This is a genomic window from Alcanivorax limicola (assembly GCF_019931215.1).
Lineage (GTDB): Bacteria > Pseudomonadota > Gammaproteobacteria > Pseudomonadales > Alcanivoracaceae > Isoalcanivorax > Isoalcanivorax limicola.
Window position 1 is genome coordinate 55,548 of the sequence record NZ_JAIOUB010000005.1, and the last position, 24,329, is coordinate 79,876.

Sequence of the window (24,329 nt, forward strand, 5' to 3'; positions counted from 1 at the left end):
CGCAATCTGTTCCGCAACCTTCTCCGCAGCCCCTCTCCGCACCCTCTCTCCGCTATTTCTGCAGCGGGCCTGCCGCACGATAGATATCGATCAGGTCATTGCGGCCGAGTATCGTCTGTAGCGCATGCAGGGCGGTGTCCGGCGCCGTGACCTTGATGGTATGCATGCCCAGCGCACGGGCTGATTTCAGGTTTATGCCAAGATCGTCCAGAAAAACCACGGCCTCGGCGGGCACGCCCGCCTTCTCGCAGGCCAGTTGATAAAACGCCGCTTCCGGTTTTCGCACGCCGGCCTTGCTCGACTCCAGTACGAAGTCAAAGCGTGTCATGGCATCAGCCACGGTGCTTGCCCCTTCGGTGTCCAGACTCATGCCTGCACCATGCCCCACTGGCAGATTATTGGTCAGGCAGGCCAACTGATAGCCATCGCGCAGCGCGTCCAGCACGCGCAGCATGCCGGGGCGCACCTGCGTTGCCAGCAGGGGAGGCAGGTCACGGCCGGGTACTGCGTGCCCGCGGGCGCGGGTCTCGGCCAGAAATGCCGCATCGAATTCCGGCAAGGTGATGTCGCCTCGTTCGAAGCGGGCCCAGGCGTTGCTGTCGGGGTTGATGGCATTGGTCTGGCGCAAAAAGTCCGTCGGCAGCCCTCTGGCGTGCTCATAGTCGCGCAGCGCATCGAACGGACTGGTGCTGATGACGCCGCCAAAATCGAAAAATATCGCTCTGATCGCAGTAGTCATGGTGGTGTTTGCTGCCATGGTTTAGTCTCGCAGAAAGCCTGATGGAGACATTGATGAAGACCCGCATAGCATCTGTGGATGAAGTCCGCGAGAGTTTCAAAGGGCAAGGCTATATCTGTAATGATGAAATCGCCACCGCCGTCTTCCTCGCGGCCCAGCTGCGCAAACCCATTCTGGTCGAAGGGCCGCCAGGTGTTGGCAAGACGGAGCTGGCCAAGGCATCAGCCGCCTTTCTGGAGGCGCCGCTGATCCGGCTGCAGTGCTATGAGGGGCTGGATGAAGCCAAGGCGCTGTATGAGTGGAAATACGGCAAGCAGTTGCTCTATACCCAGTTGCTCAAGGAGCGTCTGGGTGATCTGCTCGGCGATGCCGTGACCCTGGAAGAATGCATGGCGCGCCTGTCCGGCTTTGGTGATGCCTTCTACGCCGAAACCTTCCTGGAGCCGCGACCGCTGTTACAGGCCTTGCGCTCGGAAGAAGCACCGGTCTTGCTGATCGATGAAATTGACAAGGCAGACCAGGAATTCGAGGCGTTTCTGCTCGAGCTGCTGTCGGATTACCAGATATCCATTCCCGAGCTGGGTACCGTGACGGCGCGTACCGAGCCGCTGGTGTTTCTCACCAGTAACAACACCCGCGAACTTTCCGATGCGCTCAAACGGCGCTGCTTGCATCTGTATATCCCATTCCCGGACATGCGACTTGAGCAGCAGATCATTGCCGCGCGCGTGCCTGAGGTTGCCGAAGGGCTGCGCAAGCAGCTGACATTGTTCGTCTCGCGCCTGCGGGATATGGATCTGAAGAAGCAACCGGCGATATCGGAAACCATCGACTGGGCCAGAGCGTTGGTGCTGATGCATGCCGATGTGCTGTCTCCCGCGACGGTGGACGCGACATTGCGGCTGCTGCTCAAGCACGAAGAGGATATGGTTACCGTGCGGGGCGAGATACATCGGTTGCTCAAAGACTGATGGCGACGCAGGTACTGACAGAATTCATCAAGGCGCTACGCGGTGCAGACATCAATGTCTCGACCGCAGAAAGCCTGGATGCCGTGCAGGTGGCGGAGAAGATCGGTTATGCCGATCGGGCCCGGCTGCGCACGGCGCTGTCTCTGGCATTGGCCAAGTCGGTGCCGGACAAGATGCGCTTTGAAAAATGCTTCGATGACTTTTTCCGTTTTACCGACGCCCCGCAGGTGTCGCCGCCGGCATCCGGCACTGCTGCAGCGATGCCGCCGCAGCAAGAGGATGTCAGTAGCGGGCAGGGCGCGGGCGCTGCGGGTGGCGCCGGTGGCAGCGGCGACGGAGAATCCGCGGCAGCGGGATCCGAGTTGGGCCAGTTGCTTGAGCGGGGCGACAATGCCGAGATCGCACAGCGCATGGCTGCAGCGGCGCGACAGGTGGACCTCACCCGTATTACCGTAATTACCCAGAAAGGGCTTTTTGCCCGGCGCATGATGATGGCCATGGGGCTTGAGGCGCTGGATCAGGAAATTTTCCAGCTGACCGCTGCCCGTGACCCCAGAGCATTGTCGCTGCGCGCGGCACGTAACGCGCTACGGGAAGCGAGCATCGAGGAAGTGAACCGGCAGTTCCTGCTGCATGCGCGGGAGACCCGGCAACAACTCCGTGAGGAAGTGATGCGGGAGGTCAGCTTGCGGGACCTGGCGGAGTTCCGCGATGTGCGTTTGTTGGTGGAAAAAATGGCGCGGCGGCTGGTGAGTTTGCACGGTCGCCAGAAGCGGCGCGCGCGGCGTGGCGTCCTTGATGCACGCCGCACGCTGGTGGCCAGCGTGCGGCATGATGCGTTGCCAACAGAGCTCCACTGGAAAGCGCGCCGGCCTCGAAAGCCGAAGCTGTTTGTGATCTGTGATGTCTCCAGCTCGGTTGCGGCGGCGTCGCGCTTCCTGTTGTTGTTCCTGTCTGCGGTTAACGAGGTGCTGCCGCGTGTGCGCAGCTTTGCCTTTGCCTCCCGGACAGGCGAGGTGACGGACTATTTCAACGAAGCGGGCCCGTCAGGGGTGGAGGCGGCCGTTGATCGCGTGCTCAGCGAGTATGCGGGAAGTGGTACAGACTACGGGGAAATGCTCGCGTATTTCTGGCGCCAGTGCGAGTCGAACCTGGACAGGCAAAGCACCGTGATCATTCTGGGAGATGCCCGCAATAACGACCTGCCCGCAGCGCAGCAGGACCTGGCGCGTATCGCGGAACGTAGTCGTCAGGTGTTGTGGCTCAATCCCGAAGGGCGAAATCGGTGGGGGAGTGGTGACTCCGTGATGCCGATGTATCTGCCTTACTGTCGCCGGGCGATGCCGTGTCGGAACCTGAACCAGCTTGAGCGATTCGTTGAGGCCTTGCTGCGTGATATGAAATAGCACAGAGGCGCGCCGTCACCGCTGCTTCATGATGTTTCGCAGCCCCTGTGCGAGCTTTTCGAGGGTGACGGGTTTGGCGATGTGGCTGATCATGCCGGCCTCATGGCAGGCACGGATCTTGTCCGTCACCGCATGGGCTGTCAGCGCGACAATCGGCGTATCCGGGATCCGCCCGTCCTGCTGCATCTGTATGATCTGCCGCGCTGTGGTAAAGCCGTCCATGCCGGGCATTTCGCAATCCATCAGGATAAGATCAAACGCTTCTTTCTTGCCGAGTAATACCGCCAGGGCCTCCATGCCGCTTTCTGCAACATCGACGGTGTGACCGAGTTTGCGCAGCAGCCCTTCGGCGACCATCAGATTGATATGATTGTCATCGACGACCAATACCCTTCCCGACTTCATGTCCGTGGGCGCTTCAATATAGGTGCCGGGATTCTCGGCTACGCTGGAAACAGGCAGCGGCAGACGGAACCAGAAGCAGGAGCCATTCCCTGCGGAGCTGCGCACACCGATTTCGCCGCCCATCATTTCTACCAGTTGACGACTGATGGCCAGGCCCAGACCGGTGCCGCCATAACGACGGCTGGTGGAGTTGTCGACTTGATGGAAGTGTTCAAACAGGCGGGGAAGCTTGCTTTCCGGTATGCCGATGCCGTTGTCCTCGACTTCAAACCGGACATAGTCAGGGCTGGCCTCCTCGCGCCGGGCGCGCACTGTGATGGTTCCCTCTTCCGTAAATTTCACTGCGTTGCTGATGAGATTGACCAGTACCTGCCGTAACCGCATGGCGTCACCGCAGCTATGCTGTCCGTGCGGAACGGAGGATTGTTGTTGTAGCTGGTTTCCGCTCACCTGAGCACGGTGCTGGAACAGTTCAACGCATTCGCTGATCAGTGCCTCCAGATCGAAGGCTGTCTGCTCCAGGGGCATTTTCCCCGCCTCGATACGGGCATAGTCCAGAACGTCATTGATCAGATCAAGCAGGCTGTTGCCGGATTGCTCGATGACGTGCAGATGGCGTTGCTGCGCATCATTCAAACCCGTGTCCCGTAGCAGATCAAGGGTGCCTATGATGCCGTTCAGTGGTGTACGTATTTCGTGGCTCATCACGGCGAGGAATTCACTGCGCGCACTCAGCGCCTCATTCAGTTCGCGCGTGCGTTCGCGTACACGCAGTTCGAGCACCTCATTGGCCTCTCGCTGTATGCGCTCGTTTTCATCTTTCAGTGCCGTCATCCGGCTCGCCAGGGCGAATGACAGCAGCAGAGCCTCGAGGGCCGTGCCTATCTGCATGGAATGTTCCAGCCACCAGCTGCCGGGCAGTACCTGGAAGACTTTGAGTACGTAAAGGGATGCGGCGATGGCGAGAGTCAGAAACGCCGCCAGGAAGTAGCGCGCGGCACGAAAACCCTGTCGTGCCTCAATGGCGGCGATGCCTGAAATGATGATGATCCAGATCAATGCCAGGGCGCTCGAGGCCTGGATGAAGAAGCTGAAATTCAGCAGCGACAAGGGGGCACTGATCAACAACAGGACGCCACAGATGACAAGGCCACGGTTCAGCCGGGGCTTATGCCGTGATAGCTGAAGAAAGCTGCATGCAAAGAGGATGGAAAAGCCCACTGATAAAAGATTCAGTACGGGCAGACTGTGGTGATTCCACCAGAGCGCTTCGGGCCATAACCATTGATAGGCCAGGCCTTCCCGTGCGAAAAGATTAAGACCCAGTGTGCCGAGGTAGAGAACGTACAACAAAAAACTTCTGTCCCGCAGTGACAGGAATATCAGCAGATTGAACAGGCACATGATGGCGATGGCGCCATAGTACAGCCCGTTGCCAAGCTGACGGCGGCTGTCCTGTTGCTGAAAGGCACGATTGCTGGACAGGGACAGGGGCATCTCTATGGCATTGTCCCCCTGGGCACGTAACAGGATCGTTGATTTGCCTTCGGGCAGATGCAAGGGGATCACGAGATGAGGGTGGGGGATAGGACGTTTGTTGAAGGCGACTCTGTCGCCGACGTGCCAATGGCCTATGGCGCGGTCATGTGCATCCAGCAGGTGGATATCAAGATAGTCCAGGTGCGGGCGACCGGCCTGCAGAATCCATTCCGACTCACCCGACTGGTTATCCAGGGTCAACAGAAACCACTGCTGTCCCCGCCGGAACCCCAGGGAGGGAAACGGACGGTCCAGCGGGGCGCCGTTGCCCTCGCGGAACTGACTCAGGGCCAGTTCGGCTGTTAATTCGGCATCGCTGTCATCAATCCACAGCAGGCCTTCCGGGGTGTCGTAGCGCTGCTCCACGGTGGCGAGCTGCTGAGCAGCGAACGCCCCGGCCGATAACATTGATCCAGTAAGGACTATCAGGCCGATTACTAATAGGGGTTGCCAGAATCGCATGTTGTTATGGTCCATTCCCTGTCCCTGGACCTTGATGGTAGCGCGTCCTTGCGAGGACACCAACATCTGTAGTCGTCAATTCCGGATTACCTTGTTTTACAGCGGCCAGGATAAAAGAACGTTAAGTTACCGCTACGATCACAACTTTGTGGATTGGCGCGATAATCACCTGAACAAACTCTGCGGCTCCTCCTCAAAGCATGTGTTACCAGGTGACATTCAATGAAGCATGTCGCGCAATGCAACATCAGTGACTGAAACACATCAGTATCTGAAACAGGAGTACCGCACCATGAAACACAACTATCTGAAGCTACTCGTAGCCGCCGTCGCGTTGGGTGGAAGCAGTGTTGCACTGGCCGCTGGCCCCTACATCGGTGCAAACTACACCCAGTTCCAGTTCGAAGGTGAAGACACTGACAACAAGCTCAAGCCGGAAGGTGTCACGATTCGCGGTGGTTTTGAGTTCAATGATTTCGTAGGTCTGGAAGCACGTGGTGCCATGGGTGTGCGCTCTGATGAGCGGAGCAATGCGCTCGGCAGCGTCAAGTATGACCTTGATCATCTTTACGGCGGCTATCTCAAGCTGTCCGCACCGGTTGGCGAGCATGTGCGCCCCTACGTTGTGGGTGGCTACACAGAGGCGCGTGGCAAGGTGACAGTCAGCTCCGGCGTTGGCAGTGCCTCACGTGAATCAGATACGGTCAGCGATGAGTCTTATGGCGCAGGCGTGGATCTGAAGCTGAGTGATGCGGTGGCGTTGAACGTGGAATACATGCGCTATCTTGACAAGAGCGATTACGATCTCAACGGTATCAGTGTTGGTTTCCGTTCTGCATTCTGAACCGCCAGAATAAAAAGGGCCGCGAAAGCGGCCTTTTTTTCATGTATCTCCTGGTTCATGGTTGCTATGCGTTAACGCGGTCAGCTGCTCATGGATTCACTCATGATAGCTTCCAGTTTTGGCCGGAAACTGGCAACAACGCCCAGATTAACGAGTGTCCAGTAGTGCCCGCCGAGCACCCGGTCAACCAGTAAAGTGCGAGCTGAGGGCTGGAATGACTCCAGATACTTCCATGATGTTTCCCGTGTCTTCTTTGCCAGTTTCAGGTGCAGGCGCGAGCCGGCAAAATCGAAAGGCTGGTCGCCGAAAGGAGGGAGCAGTAATTGCGCCCAGCCGGCGTAGAACTCTGCACTGACCTCCGGTCCTCGGGATTTGCGGATGCCCAGTTCTTTCAGTACGCCCTCGAGTGCGGCGTAGTCTTCAGCGTAGCCGGCTTGTGTCAGGCGGCGTAGTGCGTTCAGATCCTCTTCCGGGATGCGCTTGATGGCACCAAAGTCGTAAATCACGATACTGCCGTCCGGACGATAGGCAAAGTTGCCCGGGTGCGGATCACAGTGGACTTCGCGCAGCACAAAGATCTGGCGCGCGATAGCATCGAAAAGGCGCTCACCGAGTTGATTGCGGAGTGCCTGACCATAAACATGATTGCTGCTGCGTACCGTATCCATGTCATCGCCGGATTCGTACGTCAGCGTCAGCACCTTGTCGCTGCTTAATGCATCGACCACGTCAGGAATGATGAGCCAGCTCTGGTCGGCATGGAAGGCACGAAAGCGCCGCAGATTGTCGGCTTCCTGCCGATAGTCGAGTTCTTCTTCCAGCTGGTTACGGATTTCGCTGAAAATGGCATCCAGTGTTGCTTCCTCCACCTTGAGCAGGCCGCCCAGGCGCAGGATGCGACGCAGGTGGCGCATGTCGGAATCGATGGACTCCTTCACCGCCGGGTATTGCACCTTGACTACAACATCCTGACCCTCGTGAGTCGTGGCCCGGTGAACCTGGCCGATGGACGCGGCAGCGAAGGGCTTCTCGTCAAAGCGTGCAAACAGGGCTTCCGGTACGTCGCCCAGCTCCCGCCGGACCTGCTTTCGGATGACCGAAAAGGGCATTGGTGCCGATGCCTTTTGCAGGACGGACAGCGCTTCGGCGATTTCATCGGGCAGCAAATCCTGCATCTGGGATGCGATCTGGCCGACCTTCATGACGGCGCCTTTCATTTCGCCCAGCGTAGAGGCGACCTCACGGCCAATGTGGCGCATGAGTTTTTCACGGTCCCGAGACTGGGCTTCTTCAGACTGGAACAGTTTCTTGACGGAATGGGTGGCGACCCTTGAGGCGATGGAGGTCGTCATGCCGGTCAGGCGCAGGAGTCTGCCGGTTTGGGTGGTAGTGCGGAATGAAGGTTTGTCGCGAGCCACGATGATCCCGGGTCAGCTTACAGAGGCCCTCAATCTGTGCTTCGCTCGCTAATGTGTCAATGCCCACAGGGGCCAAAACGAATAAAGGGCCCGCAGGCCCTTTATTCGTTACACGTGTCACGGACAGTTCACCAGGAATCGGCCGTAACGGTCATGCTACAGCGTGCTCAGGCGCGCTCTTCGCCGGCAGAGACCAGCTCGTTGAAGAACTTCTCGCTTTCGGCACGGGCGGTCTTCACGGCGCCCAGGCCAGCCAGTACGAATTCACTGGTGCTCTCTGCCTTCTCGCCACGCTCGGCTTTGCCGGTTTCGACAAAACGCTCGTACAGCGCTTTGCGCTTGTCCGGGGCGGTTTCGACCAGCTCGCGTGCTGCTTCGAGCAGACCGCGGCCTGCCAGCAGTGCCTTTGGCTTGCCTTCGGCGCTTTCACCCAGCACCGTTGCACCGGTGGCAGCATACTTTTCATACAGCTCGCCGGAAGAGCCTTCCGCTTTGCTGTAGGCGCCCAGGCCGGCCAGGTAGATCTTGCGGTTCAGGTCTTTGGCGCGTGCGACCAGAGTTTCCTGCTGTTCGCGGAGTTGTTTCAGTTCGCCCATCACTCGATTCCTTCTCAGTGGCTGCAGTTAAAAGGGTATTCTGCATGCGCCGACTGCGATGTCGTCTCATGCAATGGGCGCAGGATAACGACTGAATGCGGTGCTTGCCGGTCTGCTGTCTGACAATCGCACACAGGGCCTCGCCCAGAGAGAAGAGACCGCAAGGCCAGAGAAGTGTGCCACGCTGTGATCTGGGTCATAGAGTCAGGGTTACGTGGTACACGCGAGCTTCATGGATGAGTGATAGACTGCGAAAAAAGAATGAGGTCGCCCCCTCAAACACGCTCTGGAGTCCGCATGATCGAAAAATTCATAGCCAAAGTGCCCGCCAGGATCTGGGAAGAGGGCAGACCGGCCCGATTGCGGGTCTGGGACGGCGAGTACAATATCGCGTCCTGGGTGCGCGTGTCAGGGGCTGTCGGGTCGATCGAGTTGTGCGTGACCTACAGTGATGAGGCTGGTGAGCACCGCGTGCGGGTGGACGGGGCAGAGATCGCCAGCGATGGCAGTGCGTTGCTCTCTGGGACAGCGAAATTGCGTTTCACCGGCCAGGTAGAGCAGGTACAGGCCGTATTGGTGCTGAGTGATCCGGGCATGCGTTTTGTGGTGGAGGAGCTGTATGTACAGCGCCGCGGCAGCACGCTCAGCCGCACCGACAAGCTGATTTCCAACTTCTGAGCAAAAGCGCCGAGCAAAAAAAGGCCGGCTCTTCCTCTCGAAGGCCGGCTTGACTCCCCGTTTTTCTTTCTGCTTCTGCCTACTACCGTTTTGCATTGGCGGCTGGTGCCGCCACGTACTCGCCCCCCGGCGCTGAACACTTTGCGTCGACCTCGGATGGAGGCCCGCCCTGTACCGATTCGCGTAGCAGCGACTCAGGCCAGCTTTCGAAATCGAGACCGGTCAGGCGCTGAAGGCGTTCCAGCGCGGCGTCCGGTGCTCTGTCCTGTATTCTGATGACCTTGCCCATGTCCGTATCCCCCGAAGGCGTATACGGTGATTGATGCGAGAAGCATGCCAGCAGCTGAATTATTATTTAATCCATTTATTTCAATGGGTTGCGATTTCTTTTGGCGACGACCCGCAGGCGCCTGACGAATCAGGCGTCTGCGGGCTGACAGGAAGTGACACTTTGTGTTCGTGGTGGTCCTGGTGCTCGTGAGGGGCCGGTTTGGGCTCAGTCGAGGAAAAAGTCCGGTAGCAGGGTCTTCTCGTCCATGGACGGGTCTACCTGGTACTGCCGGAGATCCGTGACCCCGGCTTCGCGCATGACCTCATCATCAATGAAGAAGTTGCCGCTGCAGGTTCGGGCATCCTGGCACAGGATGTGATACGCGGCATCTGCCATGATCTCGGGCTGTCGCGCGGCAGCCACGCTTTCCTGCCCGCCAAGATGGTTCTGAACGGCCGCTGTGTTGATGGCCGTGCGAGGCCATAGCGCATTGAAGGCGACTTTGCCCCGGTATTCTTCTGCCATGCCATAGACGCACAGGCTCATCCCGTATTTGGCCATGGTGTAGGCGCAATGCCGGGCGAACCAGCCCGCGCTGAAGTGCAGTGGCGGGGACAGGTTCAGGACATGGGGGTTGGCGGCTTTCTTCAGATGGGGCAGGCAGCGCTGGCTGGCGAGAAACGTGCCGCGAGTGTTGATCTGGTGCATCAGGTCAAACCGCTTCATGTCCGTGGCTTCGGTGGGCGTGAGGCTGATGGCGCTGGCGTTGTTGACCAGGATATCGATGCCACCGAAGGTGGCGACGGCCTGGTCGACGGCCGCTTGTACCTGGTCCTCTTCGCGGATGTCGCCGACACAGATCAGGGTCTTGCCGCCTGCCGCTTCCATTTCTTCTGCCGCTGTGTAGAGCGTGCCGGGCAGTTTCGGGTGCGGGGTGGTGGTCTTGGCAAACAGTACGATGTTGGCGCCATCCCGGGCGGCGCGGACACCGATGGCTTTGCCGATACCGCGGCTGGCGCCGGTGATGAAGAGCGTTTTGCCGGACAGGTTGCTCATGGTTGATCTCCTTGTGAAATGCGCAATCAGACTGTAAAGGCCAAACCTAGCAAGCGCTTGGTTATTGGGCCATGACCGAAAAGTTCAGCCCTTGTTCTCATGATGCGCCTCTCGCGACTTGCGGACACCCGTTCACTGACGGTATTGTGTGCGCTCTTCGGTCATTTCGGGCCACCGCCTGGTGCGCGAGGCAACAATAAAATGACAATTCTGAAAATGAACCCGGATGAATATTCGGTTGCAGCAGAATACGTGCCCCTGCTCGTCGGTCTGATGGAGCAGCGCAAGATTTCCCGGGAGGTGTTGTTCCGGGACACGGACATTGCCCCGGATTGCTGGCGTGAGCCTGGCGCCCGGGTTGCTGCCCATCAGTTCGAACAACTGATCAGTCGGGCTATGGCGCTGACCGGCGACGACTGGCTGGGCTGGGAGTTCGGCGCAGCCATGACCATGTCCACCCATGGCTTCCTCGGCTATGCCGCGTTGTCCAGCGAAACGCTGGGCGATGCCATCGAGCTGGCGGTGAAGTTCTTCCGCACGCGCAGCACGGTGGTTGATCTGCAATTCGTGGTGGAGGGCGATACGGCGGTATTGCAGCTGGAGGAGATGATCGCACTGAACGAGTTGGCGCCCTTCGTGGTGGAGAGCCTGTTCAGCAGTTTCCATTTCATGGCATTGAAAGTGCTGCCGGATCTGGAGATGGATGGCGAACTGCGCTTTGCCTACCCGGAGCCCCATTATTTTCGCAAGCTGAAGCCGATGGTGCCGGTCCCGTGTCTGTTTGATTGCGCCTATCACCAGATGCGTTTCCCGGCGCACCGCCTGGAGCGCCGCCTGCGGTTCGCCGATCCGCGTCTGGCGCGTATGGCGGCAGCCCAGTGCGAGCAGGAGCTGGCCAATATCAAGGCTCCACCGCGCTTGCTGGGGCAGGTGCGGCGCATCGTGCTCAGCCGCGCTGGCCGCTTCCCCGGCGTGGATGAGGTGGCCTCGGATCTTCACATGTCCTCGCGTACCCTCAAGCGCAAACTGCAGCAACTGGGCACCAGTTATCAGAAGGTGCTGGATGACCTGCGCAAGGGGCTGGCGGTGGAGCACCTGACCCAGACCAGCGCCACTGTGGACGATATTGCGTTATTTCTGGGGTATTCCGATGCCTCGAATTTTGCCAGGGCGTTTCGTCGCTGGACGGGCAGAAGCCCCACTGACTATCGGGAGTAATTGATGCTGCTGCACCCGCGTCTTGCTGCGGACACTCAGGCAATCGGCGAAACCGGTGAATACTGGCTACGCTGGATGAACGACCAGCGCTTCCCCTGGGTGGTGATCGTGCCCCGCAAGGCGGCGGTGCGCGAATGGCACGAGCTGGACGAGCCGGCCCAGCAGGACCTGCTGACCATGGTGAATCGCTGCAGCCTGCATCTGCAGCGCCTGACCGGCGCAGAGAAGATGAATATCGGTGCCCTGGGCAATGTGGTGCCACAACTGCATGTGCACGTCATCGCTCGCCATCAGGGGGACCCCTGCTGGCCCGGTCCGGTCTGGGGGCAGGGTAGTGCCGAGCCCTGGGCAGACGGGCAGCAGCCTGCATGGCTGCCGGCACTGCGCGATGCCCTGGCCTGGCGGTGCGCCTGACCATGCAGCAGGAGTCGGCTTACATCACCTGCCCCTACTGCTGGGAAACCATTGAGATACTGGTGGACCCGTCAGAGCCCGCCCAGCAGTACGTGGAGGATTGCTCGGTATGTTGTCACCCGATCGAGTTGTCGGTGTCTGTCGCGCCGGGCGGGGATATTGCCGTAGAGGCGCACAGCGACGACGACTGAGGTGGGTGCAGGTGTGGTCGCCGGCTATTGGCCGGAAGAGCGGGGCTTGTCGATGTGGCCCAGGTGCCGTTCCGGCGCGACGACATCACGGACTCGTCGCTTCAGTTCGGTGATTTCCGGAAAGCCGCCATCGCGCTGCCGCTCCCAGATCAACTGCTCATCCGCATGGACGGTGAAAATGCCGCCGGTGCCAGGACGCAGGGCGACTTCCGCCAACTCGTCACTGAAGCTGCTGAGCAGCTCCTGTGCCATCCAGCCCGCCCGCAGCAGCCAGTTGCACTGGCTGCAGTAGGTGATGACGACACGGTGGGCGGGGTTGTCCGGAGAGGTCATGGCGTGCCGGCTTCAGGGATTGTCGTTGCCAGCAAGAAACGACAGCAGTTTCGGGTCTGACAGCAGCCGCACCAGTGTGCGTTCCAGCACGTCATTGATCATCACTTCGTTGCGTCGTGCGCTGGGGGTGATGGGCATGTCGTGGGTGACGCTGCTCTGGTAGCGTCCGGTGTGCTCGACGCTGCCGTCCGGGCTCTCGCGGCGGCCGATGGCTTCGATGCGGGCCGAGACTTCGATACGGTTGACCACAGAGGTGTCAGCTGGCACATAGCTCAGCTCGGTCAGGCGCACTTCCAGTGTGGTGGCGTCTGCCGAGGGGTTGAGCGCGTTGAAGCCCTGTTGGTGCAGCCCCTGCGTGACCGCTTCGTACAGTGCTTTGGGCACGTCATTGGCTGGCCGGATCAGGCTGGTTTCCTGGTAGATGCCGCCACGCGAACCAAAGGCATCACCCTCGCGGGCATCGCGGGCCGTCACGGAAACGGAGGCGTTGCCGCCCAGGGATGAGCGGGAGACTTCGGGCTCAGGCTGGATATTGATGACCTGGGGGCTCAGACCACAGGCGCTGAGCAGTGCTGCCAGGCATGCGACCAGCCATACCCGGGTCGCTGTGCTGCGAATGCCTGCATGGGAAGACATCATTACCGGTTTCTCCATCGAAGGGTGGGGGTGCAGTGTCAGGCCGCGTCAGAACGTGCGTTCTGTGGCCTCGCGTGCCAGACGCTCAAGGGATTCCTTGTACCGGGAGTCGGGTACATCCGCAAGGGACTGTAGCGCAATACCGGTATGTTTGCGCGCCATGTCACGGGTGTACTCCAGGCCGCCGGCCTGCTGCACGGTATTGATGATCTCGTCGAGCTGGTCCAGGCCGCCGGTGCGGATGGCATGGCGGATCAGCGCTGCCTGCTCCGGTGAGCCTTCACGCATGGTGTAGATCAGCGGCAGGGTGGGTTTGCCCTCGGCCAGATCGTCGCCGACGTTCTTGCCCAGCGCCTCGGCGTCGCCAGTGTAGTCCAGCACATCGTCGATCAGCTGGAAGGCGATGCCCATGTGGCGGCCGTAGGCACCGAACACGTCCTGGGCGCGGGCCGCATCGGCATCGTTGTCGGCGGCCAGCACGGCGCCAGTCTGCGCGGCAGACTCGAACATCTTGGCGGTCTTGTGGTGAATCACGCGCATGTAGCGCTCTTCCGTGGTGTCCGGATCGCGGCAGTTGATCAACTGCAGCACTTCACCCTCGGAAATGACATTGGTGCTGGCGGACAGGATATTGAGCAGTGTCTGGTTGCCGATGCGCACCAGCAGCTCGAAGGCCCGGGAAATCAGGAAGTCGCCCACCAGCACGCTGGCGGCGTTGCCCCACACGGCGTTTACCGTGGGGCGGCCACGCCGCATGCTCGACTCGTCCACCACATCGTCATGCAGCAGGGTAGCGGTGTGCAGGAATTCGATCACGGCGGCGATATCCACATGCCGTTCGCCCTGATAGCCGCTGGCTCGGGCGCTGAGAATGGCGACCAGCGGACGCAGGCGCTTGCCGCCGCCGCTGACAATATAGTCGCCGACCTCCCGGATCATGGGGACATTGGAGTCGAGATGGTGGGCAATGAAGCGATTGACGGCGTCGAAGTCGTCCGCCACAACGGCTGAGATGGCCTTGAAGTCCATTGGACCCTCATCATTAGACAGGCTGATCGCACTAAATCGGGGAGAGAGGCTACCCGCCCGAGCGCGAGGATGGCGGCAATGCTAACAGCCGCGGGCGCTGAGTCAAGAAATGCCGGGAGCGCGGGCCTTGCCGCGGTGGCGGTCATGGCGTAGAATCCGCGACCCGCAGTGGCCTTTGCTATAAGGTTGCTGGCAGATCACTAAACCGTTGCAGTGGCCGCCAAGTGGTTATGTCCTTACTGATGTTCCCGGTAAGGGTCGACCCGCCACCCGTGACTCGCTCGGAGTAACAGCAGATGTACGCAGTCATCAAGACCGGTGGCAAGCAGTATCGCGTGGAAGAGGGTGACCTCCTGCGCATTGAGAAGCTTGAAGTTGGCACCGGTGAAACCCTCGAATTCGACGAGGTGCTTCTGGTCGCCGATGGCGACAATATCACGGTAGGTCAGCCGCTGATCGAAGGCGCGAAAGTGACCGCCGAGGTTGTCGAGCAGGGCCGCCACAAGAAAATCAGAATCGTGAAGTTCCGTCGCCGCAAGCACTATCGCAAGCAGCAGGGCCACCGTCAGTGGTTTACGGAAGTGAAGATCACCGGCATCACCGGCTGATCCGGGCACAGCGAGAGGTATAGGACAATGGCACATAAGAAAGCGGGTGGTAGTACTCGTAACGGTCGCGATTCAGAAAGCAAACGTCTTGGCGTCAAGCGCTACGGCGGCCAGGTGGTGCAGGCAGGCGAAATCATCGTCCGCCAGCGCGGCACCCGGTTTCACTCAGGTGCCAACACGGGCCTGGGTCGTGACCACACCATTTTCGCCACGGCGACCGGCCGGGTGAAGTTCGAGACCAAGGGTCCCGAAAACCGCAAGTTTGTCACCATCGATCCGGTGGCCTGACAGACTACTGATCAGCGCTTCCCAGCCTGAGCAGTCAAGGGCCCCGCCGGGTAATGCCGGCGGGGCTTTTTGGTTTATTATTTGTTGTCCGGCACTGACAAGCGCCGGGCATTGACGCTACAGGAGCGCCTCCGAGCGCAATCGCCATGAAGTTTGTAGATGAAGCCGTTATCGATGTGCACGCAGGAAAGGGGGGCGATGGCTGCCTCAGTTTCCGCCGTGAGAAATACATTGAGTACGGCGGCCCTGACGGTGGCGATGGTGGCGCTGGCGGCCATGTCTGGATCGAGGCTGACAGCAATATCAACACGCTGGTGGATTACCGCTACGATCGGCTGTTCCGCGCCGCCAATGGCGCCGGTGGACAGGGTCGCCAGTGTACCGGCAAGTCTGCGGACGACATCGTATTGCGCGTGCCGGTCGGCACTACTGTGGTAGATACGGCCATCGACGAAGTGCTGGCCGACCTTGCCACGCCGGGCGAGCGTATCCTGGTGGCGCGCGGTGGCCGCGGTGGCCTGGGCAACACCCACTTCAAGAGCAGTACCAATCGCGCGCCACGGCGCACGATTCCCGGCTCGCCGGGCGAGTCCCGCCAGTTGCGGCTGGAATTGAAGGTGCTGGCGGATGTCGGCCTGCTGGGTCTGCCCAATGCCGGCAAAAGCACACTGATTCGTGCCGTGTCTGCGGCCAAGCCCAAAGTGGCAGATTATCCCTTTACCACCCTGGTGCCGAATCTCGGGGTGGTGAAGGCCGACCGGTACCGCAGCTTCGTGATGGCCGACATTCCCGGTCTGATTGAGGGCGCCGCCGAGGGTGCGGGGCTGGGGATTCGCTTTCTCAAGCATCTGGCGCGCACCCGGCTGCTGCTGCATCTGGTGGATGTGGCGCCTGCCGACGACGGTGATCCGGTGGCGCACGTCAATGCCATCGCGGCCGAGCTGGACAAGTTTTCCCCGGCGCTGGCGGCCCAGGAGCGCTGGCTGATTCTGAACAAGCTGGACCTGGTGCCGGCCGATCTGCGTGATGAATACTGCAACGACCTGATTCAGCGGCTCGGCTGGGAGGGTGAGGTGTACCGCATCTCGGCCGCCACCGGTGAGGGCTGCGAGGCGCTGGTGTTTGCCCTGATGAATGCCATCGAAGAGCGCCGCCTGCAGGAACAGGAAGACCCGGAATATGCTGCCGAGCAGGAAGCGCTGCGGGCCCAGCTGGAGCAGGAGGCGCGCGAGCGGGTGCAGTTGCTCAAGGCGCAGGCGCGTCTCGAGCGGCTGGCGCAGGAAAGCGATGACGATGATGATGATGACGACGATGATCACGATGTGGAGATCATCTACACCCCGTAAGTGCGGATGTGAAGCGGCATGACAGCCACCAGCAAGCAGGATAACGAGAATATTGCCGCAGCGCGGCCCGCACGTTGGGTCATCAAGATCGGCAGCGCGCTGCTGACCAATGACGGCCAGGGGCTGGACCTGTCCCTGATGCAGCGCTGGGTCGACCAGATGGTGGCCCTGCGGGCGCTGGGCGTGGAAATCGTGGTGGTGTCCTCCGGCGCGGTGGCCGAGGGCATGCGGCGCCTGGGCTGGGCGCGCCGTCCCGATTCAGTACATGCGTTGCAGGCCGCCGCTGCCGTCGGCCAGATGGGTCTGGTGCAGGCCTGGGAATCCCGCTTTCAGGTGCATGGGCTGCATACCGCCCAGGTGCTGCTGACCCATGATGATCTGTCCCACCGCACCCGTTATCTGAATGCGCGCACTACACTGCTGACCCTGCTGGGTCTGGATGTCATTCCCGTGGTCAACGAGAACGACACAGTCGTCACGGATGAAATCCGTTTCGGCGACAACGATACCCTGGCCGCGCTGGTGGCCAATCTGGTGGAGGCCGATCGGCTGGTCATTCTCACCGACCAGAGCGGCCTCTACGAGCGTGACCCGCGCAAGGACCCGGAAGCGCCGATGATTCGTGAGGCACAGGCTTCCGACCCGCGCTTGCTTGAGGTGGCCGGAGATGGCGGGCATCTGGGGCGTGGCGGCATGATCACCAAGGTGCGGGCCGCAACGCTCGCAGCCCGAAGTGGCGCACGCACTACCATCGCCAGTGGCCGCAGCCCGGAAGTGCTGGCGGCGCTGGCGGCGGGCGAGGCGCCCGGGACCACGCTGCTGCCGGATACCACCCCCTACAATGCACGCAAGCAGTGGCTGGCGGGCCATCTGCAGATGCGCGGCCGTCTGGTGCTGGATGCCGGCGCGGTGCGGCGTTTGCGCGAGGCAGGTTCGAGCCTGCTGCCGGTGGGCGTGATCAGCGCCCATGGCCAGTTTTCCCGTGGCGAAATGGTGGCCTGCGAGGATGAATCGGGTCAGCGCGTGGCCTGTGGGCTGGTCAACTATGATGTGGACGAGGCGGCGAAACTGGTGCGCCGCAAGAGCAGCGAGATTCAGGCGATCCTGGGCTACATGAACGAAGAAGAGCTGATCCACCGGGACAACATGGTAGTGCTGTGAGAGATGGTGGTGCTTTGATTTGACGGGCAGTGCTTTGATGCGGGCATAAAAAAACCGGCCAGAAGGCCGGTTTTTTGTCGTGCTGTGCGTCAGATCAGGCTTGCTTCAGGCTGCTGCTGCACCCAGTGCCTTGATCTTGGTGTTCAGGCGGCTCTTGTGACGCGCTGCCTTGTTCGGGTGGTACTTGCCCTTGCGGGTTGCCTTGTCCAGGACCGAAACAGCTGACTTGTATGCTTCCTGAGCAGACTGCTGGTCACCGGACGCAATGGCAGCGTTTACCTTCTTGAGGTAGGTCCGCACCATGGAGCGCATTGCTGCATTGTGCTGACGACGCTTCTCCGCCTGACGAGCACGCTTTCGCGCTTGCGGTGAGTTAGCCAAGGTCCTGCTCCTGTCGAAATTAGGTTGTCATCGCGAGCAGCTGACGGACGATAATCCGCCACCTGCCGGAAAGACGCGCAACTATGCCCACGCAGGGGGCGGTTGTCAAGGCGATCAGGGCAGGATTCGTGTCTTTCTGGTGTGGTTTGTGCGCCGGCATGCTGGCGTGAATCCGCGTATCCGGCTACGCTTCCCCGGTTTCAGGGCATCAGACCTCAAGCACAGACCTCAGGGAGGCCCCGGCGGCATGAGCCAGCCCACTGCAACGCCGACACCTCCTCCGGGAGACGCGCCGCCGCCCACAGGGCCGAGCCGATTGCTGGCCTCCACGCTGGTGGTCAGCAGCATGACCCTGCTGTCGCGCATCCTCGGGCTGGTGCGGGACGTCGTGCTGGCGCGCATGTTCGGCGTGTCGGCGGGGACGGATGCCTTCTTTGTCGCGTTCCGCATTCCCAATTTCCTGCGCCGCCTGTTTGCCGAGGGGGCATTCAACCAGGCGTTTGTGCCGGTGCTCAGCGAGTACAAGAGCGGTGGCTCGCCCGCCGCAACCCGGCTGCTGATCAATCGGGTTGCGGGCTCCCTCGGCTCGATACTGATCCCGGTGACGGTGCTCGGCGTGGTGGGGGCCCCGGTGCTGATTTCGATATTCGCGCCGGGCTTCGGGGATGACCCCTACAAGCGGGGCCTGGCCATCGAGATGCTGCGGCTGACCTTCCCGTATCTGTTCTTTATCGCCCTGACCGCCTTTGCTGGCAGCATTCTCAATACCTGGGGCCGTTTTGCCGTGCCCGCGTTTACGCCGGTGGTGCTGAACCTGTGCCTGATCTCTGCGGCCCTGTTTGTGGCGCCGCTGTTTGCCGAGGAGCGCATGGCGGTTGCGCTGGCCTGGGGGGTGCTGGCGGCGGGCATGCTGCAATTGATGTTGCAGTTGCCTTTCCTGGCGCGCCTGGGGCTGATGCCGAAACCGGCAGTCGCCTTCAAGGACCCGGGGGTGAAAAAAATCATGGCCCTGATGGCGCCAGCGCTGTTTGGCGTCTCGGTCAGCCAGATCAACCTGTTGCTGGATACGGTGCTGGCGTCCTTGCTGGAGACCGGCAGCGTGACCTGGCTCTATTATTCTGATCGGCTGGTGGAGTTGCCGCTGGGGATTTTTGCCATTGCCATCGGTACGGTCATCCTGCCCAGTCTGTCGAAGACCCATGCCACCTCCTCGCCGGCGGAGTTCTCCCGCACGCTGGACTGGGGCATTCGCCTGGTGTTGCTGCTGGGGCTGCCTGCGGCGTTGGCATTGATGGTGATCAGCGAGCCGCTGCTGGCGGCCCTGTTCCTGTATGGCGACTTCACGCTTTTTGATGTGCAGCAGGCATCGCTGTCGCTGCGGGCCTACGCCTTCGGCGTCGTGGCCTTCATGCTGATCAAGATCCTGGCGCCGGGTTTCTTTGCCCGCCAGGACACGCGCACCCCGGTGAAGATCGGCATTATCGCCATGGTGGCGAACATGGTCTTCAACCTGATACTGGTCTGGCACCTGCGGCACATGGGGCTGGCGCTCGCCACGGCGCTGTCAGCGTGGCTCAATGCCTGGCTGTTGTGGCGTGGTCTGCGGCTGGCCGGCTTCTACCAGCCCGCGCCGGGTTGGTGGCAGACGATCCTGCGCATGCTGGTGGCGGGCCTGACCATGGCGGTGGCCATCCATTTCCTGGCGGCGGCGACCGGTATCTGGTTTGACGGCACGGCAGTGATGCGCGCCGCCTGGTTGTTGCTGGTAGTGGCCTCCGGCGTGCTCGTGTATGGTCTTGCCCTGATGTTACTGGGCTTCAGGCCTCGTCACTTGCGCCGCTGATCCTCTATACTTTCCGGCTTCCGCCGTTTGTTCGCCAGCCGCCCTTATCGGGCGGTACCAGGGCCGCGGCCTCACGACTAAACCGAACGCCGTTACCCTGCACAGGGGCGGCGCTCCAGAACCCAGGCTGTGCAATTCCGGCATGCAGTTGATTCGCGGCACACACAATCTCCACCACGCCCAGTTCGGCTGCGTCGCCACCATTGGCAATTTTGATGGTGTGCACCTCGGCCACCGCAAGATACTGGCGCGGGTCAGGGAGCAGGCACGGGATCTGGGCGTGGTCAGCACCGTGATGCTGTTTGAGCCTCAGCCCCAGGAATTCTTCGTGCCCGAGCAGGCGCCAGCCCGGCTGATGTCGCTGCGTGATAAACTGCGCACGCTCGCTGCCCTGGGCGTGGACCAGGTGTTCTGCGCCCGTTTTGACAACAGCTTCCGCAGCCAGAGTGCGGATGCGTTTGTGCGGGATCTGCTGGTGGATGGCCTGGGTGTGCGGCACCTGGTCGTGGGCGACGATTTTCGCTTTGGCAGTGGCCGCGAAGGGGATTTTGCCTACCTGTGTGAGGCCGGGCGCCGCTTCGATTTCAGTGTCGAGGATACCCCGACCTGCGAGTTGCTGGGCGCGCGGGTGTCCAGCACCCGGGTTCGCGAGGCGCTGGCCGTCGGTGATGTGGCGCTCACGGAGCAACTGCTGGGCAGGCCTTACGTTATCAGCGGGCGGGTGCATCAGGGCGACAGGATCGGCCGCACCATCGGTGTACCCACGGCGAACCTGCCGTTGCGGCGTTTGCGGGTACCCATCTCCGGTGTGTTTGCCGTGACGGTGACCGGCGCCGGGCTCAAGGATGCGCCGGCGGTGGCCAATATGGGCTACCGGCCCACAGTGGGCGGTGTTGACTGGCGCCTGGAAGTGCATCTGCTGGATTACACCGGTGATCTGTATGGCCGCCACCTTGAGGTGGCGTTACGGCATTACATCCGGCCGGAACAGAAATTCGACGGGCTCGAAGCACTGCGCTCGGCGATCCACAATGACATCGACAACGCCAGACACTGGTTTGCAGAGACTGGTTTGTGAGAGAAGGCATCAGGTTATGACCGACTACAAAGCCACGCTGAATTTGCCGGATACCTCCTTCCCCATGAAAGCGGGGCTGGCTCAGCGTGAACCGGCACAGCTCGATATCTGGCAGCAGAAAAAGCTGTACCAGGCGATTCGCGAGCGCTTTGCCGGCAAGCCGAAATACGTGCTGCACGATGGCCCGCCGTACGCCAACGGCAGCATTCATATCGGCCACTCGGTCAACAAGATCCTCAAGGACATCATCGTCAAGTCGCGCACGCTCAGCGGCTTTGATGCGCCCTATGTGCCTGGCTGGGACTGTCATGGTCTGCCCATCGAGCACAAGGTCGAGCAGAAAGTCGGCAAGCCGGGTCACAAGGTAGACGCGCGCACCTTCCGGGCGGAATGTCGCAAATATGCTGCCAGCCAGGTAGACGGCCAGCGGGAAGATTTCAAGCGGCTGGGCGTCTTCGGTGACTGGGACAATCCGTACCTGACCATGGATTTCGGCTTTGAAGCCAATATCATCCGGGGGCTCGGTCGTATCGTTGATAACGGGCACCTGCAGAAAGGCTTCAAGCCGGTGCACTGGTGCCTGGATTGCGGCTCCGCGCTGGCGGAAGCCGAAGTGGAATATCAGGACAAGCAGTCCTATTCCATTGATGTCGCATTTCCGCTGGTTGATGTCTCCGACTTTTCCAAGCGCACCGGAGTCAGCGCAAGCAATTATCGCTTGGGGCTGGGTGGGCCGACGCTCGACGAAGCTTATTTAACAAAACTGGCCGTCGCCATTTGGACCACCACACCGTGGACGCTGCCAGCTAACAAGGCTGTGGCGGTGCACCCGGAACTGGATTACGTAGTACTTAGCGGCAGCAACGAACAGGGACCGCAGATACTGATTGTCGCGGCGGAATTGGCCGAGGCAGTTACGCAGCGGGCCGAGTTGACCGAAGCCAGTACCTCGGCGCCTTTCAAGGGCGCGGTGCTGGAACACCTGCAGTTGCAGCATCCGTTTCTGGATGTGGCGGTGCCCGTTATTCTTGGTGAGCACGTCACCACGGACGCCGGTACCGGCTGCGTGCACACCGCGCCTGGCCATGGCCAGGATGACTTTATCGTCGGGCAGCGCTACGGCCTGGAGACTGACAGCCCATTGCTGGACAACGGCCTGTTTGCCGAGAGTGCGCCGGTGGTGGGTGGCCAGCATGTGACCAAGGCCAATGAACCGGTGCTGGATGCGCTGCGCGAGGGCGGCCGTCTGGTGGCCTGCGAAAAGATTACCCACAGCTATCCCCATTGCTGGCGCCACAAGACACCGCTGATTTTCCGCGCCACGGCGCAGTGGTTCGTGAGCATGGATCAGGCCGGTCTGCATGCGCGCGCCAACGAGGCCGTCAACGAAGTGACCTGGCTGCCGGATTGGGGCAAGGCGCGCATCGAAGGCATGCTGCGAGACCGCCCTGACTGGTGCATCTCGCGTCAGCGCACCTGGGGTGTGCCCATTGCATTGTTTGTCGATCGCGAAACCAGCACGCCACATCCTGAAACGCTGCGTCTTATTGAAGCTGTGGCAAAGAAGGTGGAAGGCGAGGGCATCGATGCCTGGTTTGACCTGGATGCGGAAGCGTTTCTTGCCGAACAAGGGCTGGCGGATGATGCCGCACGCTACCAGAAAGTGACCGACACGCTGGACGTGTGGTTCGATTCCGGTGTCACACATTTCTGCGTGCTGGATCAGAACCCGGCATTGAGCGTGCCCGCCGACCTGTACCTGGAAGGGTCTGATCAGCATCGTGGCTGGTTCCAGTCGTCGTTGCTGACCAGTCTGGCGATTCGCAATGCAGCGCCTTACAAAACCGTGCTGACCCACGGTTTTACCGTGGACGAAGACGGCCGCAAGATGTCCAAGTCGCTGGGCAATGTGATTGCGCCGCAGGAAGTGACCTCGACCCTCGGCGCTGACATTCTGCGTTTGTGGGTGTCGGCTACGGATTACCGTGGCGAGATGAGCGTGTCCCACGGGATCCTCAAACAGATGGGGGATGCCTACCGTCGCATCCGCAATACCTCCCGCTTCCTGTTGGCCAACCTGAACGGGTTTGTGCCGTCAGAGAATGCATTGCAGCCGGATGACATGCTGGCGCTGGATCGCTGGATTGTGGATCGTGCCGCAACCTTGCAGGACGAGATCCAGCAGCTGTACGAACAGTTCCAGTTCCATCAGGTGTATCAGCGTATCCATCACTTCTGTTCTGTGGATCTGGGCGGCTTCTATCTGGATATCATCAAGGATCGCCAGTACACCACGCAGGCCGATTCCCGAGCGCGGCGTTCCTGCCAGACGGCGCTGCATCATATCGCCGAGGCACTGGTGCGCTGGATGGCGCCGATTCTCAGCTTTACTGCGGAAGAAATCTGGCAGCATCTGCCGGGCGAGCGCGACAGTTCGGTGTTTCTGGTGGAATGGTACGACGGCCTGTTCCGGCTGCCAGCAGACAGCCCCATGGATGCGGCGTTCTGGCAGCAGGTGCAGCAGGTCAAGCAAGCGGTCAACAAGGCCATCGAAGACGCTCGTAACGAGAAAGTGGTGCGCGCCAATCTGGCCGCCGATGCGGTGTTGTATGTGGAGCCAGACCTGCATGCCGTGCTGACCGCATTCGGAGACGAGCTGCGCTTCGTGACGATTACGTCCACGGCGACGCTGCGGCCGATGGCGGAGGCGCCCGCGTCGCTGGCGTCCTCGTTGTTGCCGGGTCTGAAAGTGGCGATTACGGCGTCACCGCATCCCAAATGCGGTCGGTGCTGGCACCACCGCGAAGATGTGGGCAGCCATGCGGCGCATCCGGAAATCTGCGGCCGTTGTGTCGACAATATCGAAGGCGACGGAGAGGTGCGTGACTATGCTTGACCAACAGCCTGACGAACAACCGGGTATGTTTGGCGCAGTGTCCTGGCGCCGCCTTCACTGGCTCTGGCTGACGCTGATCGTGGTGGTGCTGGATCAGTGGACCAAGGGGCTGGCGGAGGCGAGTCTTGCGCTGTATCAGCGGGTGGAGGTGCTGGGCTTTTTCAATCTGACATTGGCCTACAATCCGGGCGCCGCCTTCAGTTTCCTGGCGGACGCCGGGGGGTGGCAGCGCTGGTTCTTTACCGGGGTTGCCATTATCGCCAGTGTGGTCATTCTGGTCTGGCTGGTCCGGGGGCGCGAAGGCCCGCTGGTGGCGGCGGCGCTGGCGTTGATTCTGGGCGGCGCGCTGGGGAATCTGTGGGATCGCATTGTGCTCGGGAAAGTTGTGGATTTTCTGGATTTCCACTGGGCTGGCTGGCATTTTCCCGCGTTCAATATTGCTGATGCTGCCATCTCTGTCGGAGCGGCCCTGATCATCTATGACATGCTTTTCGGTGGTCGCAACCGTGACGAGGGCTGATG

The 24,329-nt window shown here is 60.8% G+C and carries 25 protein-coding genes; 15 read left to right on the forward strand and 10 right to left on the reverse strand.

Annotated elements, in window-relative coordinates; genetic code table 11:
• Positions 1–52: 52 nt before the first annotated feature.
• On the reverse strand, positions 53–757 hold the full coding sequence (locus tag K8B33_RS15420; RefSeq protein ID WP_223428162.1) for an HAD-IA family hydrolase: 705 nt from the start codon (positions 755–757) through the stop codon (positions 53–55).
• 35 nt (positions 758–792) lie between these two features.
• Here K8B33_RS15420 and K8B33_RS15425 point away from each other — a divergent pair, with 35 nt between their 5' ends.
• On the forward strand, positions 793–1,710 hold the full coding sequence (locus tag K8B33_RS15425) for an AAA family ATPase (RefSeq protein WP_223428163.1): 918 nt from the start codon (positions 793–795) through the stop codon (positions 1,708–1,710).
• Entirely contained in the window at positions 1,710–3,116 is a 1,407-nt protein-coding gene (locus tag K8B33_RS15430; RefSeq protein ID WP_223428164.1) for a VWA domain-containing protein, read from the forward strand. The genes K8B33_RS15425 and K8B33_RS15430 overlap by 1 nt, the downstream gene beginning before the upstream one ends.
• Before the next feature lie 15 nt (positions 3,117–3,131).
• Here the strand turns inward: K8B33_RS15430 and K8B33_RS15435 are convergent, their stop codons facing one another.
• Positions 3,132–5,468, reverse strand: coding sequence for a hybrid sensor histidine kinase/response regulator (locus K8B33_RS15435; RefSeq protein ID WP_223428165.1), 2,337 nt, complete (start codon positions 5,466–5,468; stop codon positions 3,132–3,134).
• Positions 5,469–5,814: 346 nt separating this feature from the next.
• On the opposite strand from K8B33_RS15435, the gene K8B33_RS15440 reads away from it, so the two are divergent.
• A complete protein-coding gene (locus K8B33_RS15440) occupies positions 5,815–6,366 on the forward strand; it encodes a porin family protein (protein ID WP_223428166.1) in 552 nt (183 codons plus the stop codon).
• 80 nt (positions 6,367–6,446) lie between these two features.
• Here K8B33_RS15440 and K8B33_RS15445 read toward each other — a convergent pair whose 3' ends face one another.
• Entirely contained in the window at positions 6,447–7,784 is a 1,338-nt protein-coding gene (locus K8B33_RS15445) for an ABC1 kinase family protein (protein ID WP_223428167.1), read from the reverse strand.
• Between the two features lie 167 nt (positions 7,785–7,951).
• The gene (locus tag K8B33_RS15450) at positions 7,952–8,380 is read right to left on the reverse strand and encodes a phasin family protein (RefSeq protein ID WP_223428169.1); all 429 of its coding nucleotides are present in this window, start codon (positions 8,378–8,380) and stop codon (positions 7,952–7,954) included.
• 297 nt (positions 8,381–8,677) lie between these two features.
• Here K8B33_RS15450 and K8B33_RS15455 point away from each other — a divergent pair, with 297 nt between their 5' ends.
• Positions 8,678–9,058, forward strand: coding sequence for a hypothetical protein (locus K8B33_RS15455; RefSeq protein WP_223428172.1), 381 nt, complete (start codon positions 8,678–8,680; stop codon positions 9,056–9,058).
• Between the two features lie 82 nt (positions 9,059–9,140).
• Here the strand turns inward: K8B33_RS15455 and K8B33_RS15460 are convergent, their stop codons facing one another.
• Positions 9,141–9,347 carry a hypothetical protein gene (locus tag K8B33_RS15460; protein ID WP_223428173.1) on the reverse strand — a complete coding sequence of 69 codons (207 nt, stop codon included), beginning with the start codon at positions 9,345–9,347 and terminating at the stop codon, positions 9,141–9,143.
• Between the two features lie 207 nt (positions 9,348–9,554).
• On the reverse strand, positions 9,555–10,385 hold the full coding sequence (locus K8B33_RS15465; RefSeq protein ID WP_223428174.1) for an SDR family oxidoreductase: 831 nt from the start codon (positions 10,383–10,385) through the stop codon (positions 9,555–9,557).
• Positions 10,386–10,586: 201 nt separating this feature from the next.
• Between K8B33_RS15465 and K8B33_RS15470 the strand changes: the two genes are divergently transcribed.
• The 3 genes from K8B33_RS15470 to K8B33_RS15480 are packed head-to-tail and all read left to right on the forward strand — an operon-like array spanning position 10,587 to position 12,208.
• Positions 10,587–11,603: an AraC family transcriptional regulator gene (locus tag K8B33_RS15470; protein ID WP_223428175.1), complete on the forward strand. Its 1,017-nt coding sequence runs from the start codon at positions 10,587–10,589 to the stop codon at positions 11,601–11,603.
• A gap of 3 nt (positions 11,604–11,606) precedes the next feature.
• Positions 11,607–12,017, forward strand: a complete 411-nt coding sequence (locus K8B33_RS15475; RefSeq protein WP_223428176.1) for an HIT domain-containing protein — start codon at positions 11,607–11,609, stop codon at positions 12,015–12,017.
• Positions 12,018–12,019: 2 nt separating this feature from the next.
• A complete protein-coding gene (locus K8B33_RS15480; protein WP_223428177.1) occupies positions 12,020–12,208 on the forward strand; it encodes a CPXCG motif-containing cysteine-rich protein in 189 nt (62 codons plus the stop codon).
• A 24-nt stretch (positions 12,209–12,232) separates the two neighbouring features.
• On the opposite strand, the gene K8B33_RS15485 is transcribed toward K8B33_RS15480, so the two are convergent.
• The 3 genes from K8B33_RS15485 to K8B33_RS15495 are packed head-to-tail and all read right to left on the reverse strand — an operon-like array spanning position 12,233 to position 14,206.
• Entirely contained in the window at positions 12,233–12,541 is a 309-nt protein-coding gene (locus K8B33_RS15485) for a SelT/SelW/SelH family protein (protein WP_223428178.1), read from the reverse strand.
• 12 nt (positions 12,542–12,553) lie between these two features.
• The gene (locus K8B33_RS15490; protein ID WP_223428179.1) at positions 12,554–13,180 is read right to left on the reverse strand and encodes a YajG family lipoprotein; all 627 of its coding nucleotides are present in this window, start codon (positions 13,178–13,180) and stop codon (positions 12,554–12,556) included.
• Between the two features lie 45 nt (positions 13,181–13,225).
• Complete coding sequence (locus K8B33_RS15495) at positions 13,226–14,206, reverse strand: polyprenyl synthetase family protein (RefSeq protein WP_223428181.1); 981 nt, start codon at positions 14,204–14,206, stop codon at positions 13,226–13,228.
• A 296-nt stretch (positions 14,207–14,502) separates the two neighbouring features.
• On the opposite strand from K8B33_RS15495, the gene rplU reads away from it, so the two are divergent.
• From rplU to proB, 4 genes are all read left to right on the forward strand, one after another.
• Positions 14,503–14,814 (forward strand): 50S ribosomal protein L21, encoded by a 312-nt coding sequence (rplU, locus tag K8B33_RS15500; RefSeq protein ID WP_223428183.1) that lies wholly within the window; start codon positions 14,503–14,505, stop codon positions 14,812–14,814.
• A 27-nt stretch (positions 14,815–14,841) separates the two neighbouring features.
• The gene (gene rpmA, locus K8B33_RS15505) at positions 14,842–15,102 is read left to right on the forward strand and encodes a 50S ribosomal protein L27 (RefSeq protein WP_223428184.1); all 261 of its coding nucleotides are present in this window, start codon (positions 14,842–14,844) and stop codon (positions 15,100–15,102) included.
• A 146-nt stretch (positions 15,103–15,248) separates the two neighbouring features.
• Positions 15,249–16,448 carry an Obg family GTPase CgtA gene (cgtA, locus tag K8B33_RS15510; protein ID WP_223428185.1) on the forward strand — a complete coding sequence of 400 codons (1,200 nt, stop codon included), beginning with the start codon at positions 15,249–15,251 and terminating at the stop codon, positions 16,446–16,448.
• 18 nt (positions 16,449–16,466) lie between these two features.
• Entirely contained in the window at positions 16,467–17,609 is a 1,143-nt protein-coding gene (proB, locus tag K8B33_RS15515; protein ID WP_223428189.1) for a glutamate 5-kinase, read from the forward strand.
• Between the two features lie 105 nt (positions 17,610–17,714).
• Here proB and rpsT read toward each other — a convergent pair whose 3' ends face one another.
• The gene (gene rpsT, locus K8B33_RS15520) at positions 17,715–17,990 is read right to left on the reverse strand and encodes a 30S ribosomal protein S20 (RefSeq protein WP_223428191.1); all 276 of its coding nucleotides are present in this window, start codon (positions 17,988–17,990) and stop codon (positions 17,715–17,717) included.
• Positions 17,991–18,237: 247 nt separating this feature from the next.
• Here rpsT and murJ point away from each other — a divergent pair, with 247 nt between their 5' ends.
• From murJ to lspA, 4 genes are all read left to right on the forward strand, one after another.
• Positions 18,238–19,833: a murein biosynthesis integral membrane protein MurJ gene (gene murJ / locus K8B33_RS15525; protein ID WP_223428192.1), complete on the forward strand. Its 1,596-nt coding sequence runs from the start codon at positions 18,238–18,240 to the stop codon at positions 19,831–19,833.
• A gap of 142 nt (positions 19,834–19,975) precedes the next feature.
• The gene (ribF, locus tag K8B33_RS15530; RefSeq protein ID WP_223428193.1) at positions 19,976–20,911 is read left to right on the forward strand and encodes a bifunctional riboflavin kinase/FAD synthetase; all 936 of its coding nucleotides are present in this window, start codon (positions 19,976–19,978) and stop codon (positions 20,909–20,911) included.
• Between the two features lie 16 nt (positions 20,912–20,927).
• A complete protein-coding gene (ileS, locus tag K8B33_RS15535; RefSeq protein WP_223428197.1) occupies positions 20,928–23,807 on the forward strand; it encodes an isoleucine--tRNA ligase in 2,880 nt (959 codons plus the stop codon).
• Positions 23,800–24,327 (forward strand): signal peptidase II, encoded by a 528-nt coding sequence (gene lspA / locus K8B33_RS15540; RefSeq protein ID WP_223428299.1) that lies wholly within the window; start codon positions 23,800–23,802, stop codon positions 24,325–24,327. Before ileS ends, lspA begins: the two co-directional genes overlap by 8 nt.
• The last annotated feature ends 2 nt before the right edge of the window (positions 24,328–24,329 follow it).

What these genes read in the sequence shown, in the direction of transcription:
- K8B33_RS15420 (WP_223428162.1), bottom strand. Translation starts at nt 757, where the DNA reads ATGGCAGCAAACACCACCATGACTACTGCGATCAGAGCGATATTTTTC.
- K8B33_RS15425 (WP_223428163.1), top strand. Translation starts at nt 793, where the DNA reads ATGAAGACCCGCATAGCATCTGTGGATGAAGTCCGCGAGAGTTTCAAA.
- K8B33_RS15430 (WP_223428164.1), top strand. Translation starts at nt 1,710, where the DNA reads ATGGCGACGCAGGTACTGACAGAATTCATCAAGGCGCTACGCGGTGCA.
- K8B33_RS15435 (WP_223428165.1), bottom strand. Translation starts at nt 5,468, where the DNA reads ATGTTATCGGCCGGGGCGTTCGCTGCTCAGCAGCTCGCCACCGTGGAG.
- K8B33_RS15440 (WP_223428166.1), top strand. Translation starts at nt 5,815, where the DNA reads ATGAAACACAACTATCTGAAGCTACTCGTAGCCGCCGTCGCGTTGGGT.
- K8B33_RS15450 (WP_223428169.1), bottom strand. Translation starts at nt 8,380, where the DNA reads ATGGGCGAACTGAAACAACTCCGCGAACAGCAGGAAACTCTGGTCGCA.
- K8B33_RS15455 (WP_223428172.1), top strand. Translation starts at nt 8,678, where the DNA reads ATGATCGAAAAATTCATAGCCAAAGTGCCCGCCAGGATCTGGGAAGAG.
- K8B33_RS15460 (WP_223428173.1), bottom strand. Translation starts at nt 9,347, where the DNA reads ATGGGCAAGGTCATCAGAATACAGGACAGAGCACCGGACGCCGCGCTG.
- K8B33_RS15465 (WP_223428174.1), bottom strand. Translation starts at nt 10,385, where the DNA reads ATGAGCAACCTGTCCGGCAAAACGCTCTTCATCACCGGCGCCAGCCGC.
- K8B33_RS15470 (WP_223428175.1), top strand. Translation starts at nt 10,587, where the DNA reads ATGACAATTCTGAAAATGAACCCGGATGAATATTCGGTTGCAGCAGAA.
- K8B33_RS15475 (WP_223428176.1), top strand. Translation starts at nt 11,607, where the DNA reads ATGCTGCTGCACCCGCGTCTTGCTGCGGACACTCAGGCAATCGGCGAA.
- K8B33_RS15480 (WP_223428177.1), top strand. Translation starts at nt 12,020, where the DNA reads ATGCAGCAGGAGTCGGCTTACATCACCTGCCCCTACTGCTGGGAAACC.
- K8B33_RS15485 (WP_223428178.1), bottom strand. Translation starts at nt 12,541, where the DNA reads ATGACCTCTCCGGACAACCCCGCCCACCGTGTCGTCATCACCTACTGC.
- K8B33_RS15490 (WP_223428179.1), bottom strand. Translation starts at nt 13,180, where the DNA reads ATGATGTCTTCCCATGCAGGCATTCGCAGCACAGCGACCCGGGTATGG.
- K8B33_RS15495 (WP_223428181.1), bottom strand. Translation starts at nt 14,206, where the DNA reads ATGGACTTCAAGGCCATCTCAGCCGTTGTGGCGGACGACTTCGACGCC.
- rplU (WP_223428183.1), top strand. Translation starts at nt 14,503, where the DNA reads ATGTACGCAGTCATCAAGACCGGTGGCAAGCAGTATCGCGTGGAAGAG.
- rpmA (WP_223428184.1), top strand. Translation starts at nt 14,842, where the DNA reads ATGGCACATAAGAAAGCGGGTGGTAGTACTCGTAACGGTCGCGATTCA.
- cgtA (WP_223428185.1), top strand. Translation starts at nt 15,249, where the DNA reads ATGAAGTTTGTAGATGAAGCCGTTATCGATGTGCACGCAGGAAAGGGG.
- proB (WP_223428189.1), top strand. Translation starts at nt 16,467, where the DNA reads ATGACAGCCACCAGCAAGCAGGATAACGAGAATATTGCCGCAGCGCGG.
- murJ (WP_223428192.1), top strand. Translation starts at nt 18,238, where the DNA reads ATGAGCCAGCCCACTGCAACGCCGACACCTCCTCCGGGAGACGCGCCG.
- ribF (WP_223428193.1), top strand. Translation starts at nt 19,976, where the DNA reads ATGCAGTTGATTCGCGGCACACACAATCTCCACCACGCCCAGTTCGGC.
- ileS (WP_223428197.1), top strand. Translation starts at nt 20,928, where the DNA reads ATGACCGACTACAAAGCCACGCTGAATTTGCCGGATACCTCCTTCCCC.
- lspA (WP_223428299.1), top strand. Translation starts at nt 23,800, where the DNA reads ATGCTTGACCAACAGCCTGACGAACAACCGGGTATGTTTGGCGCAGTG.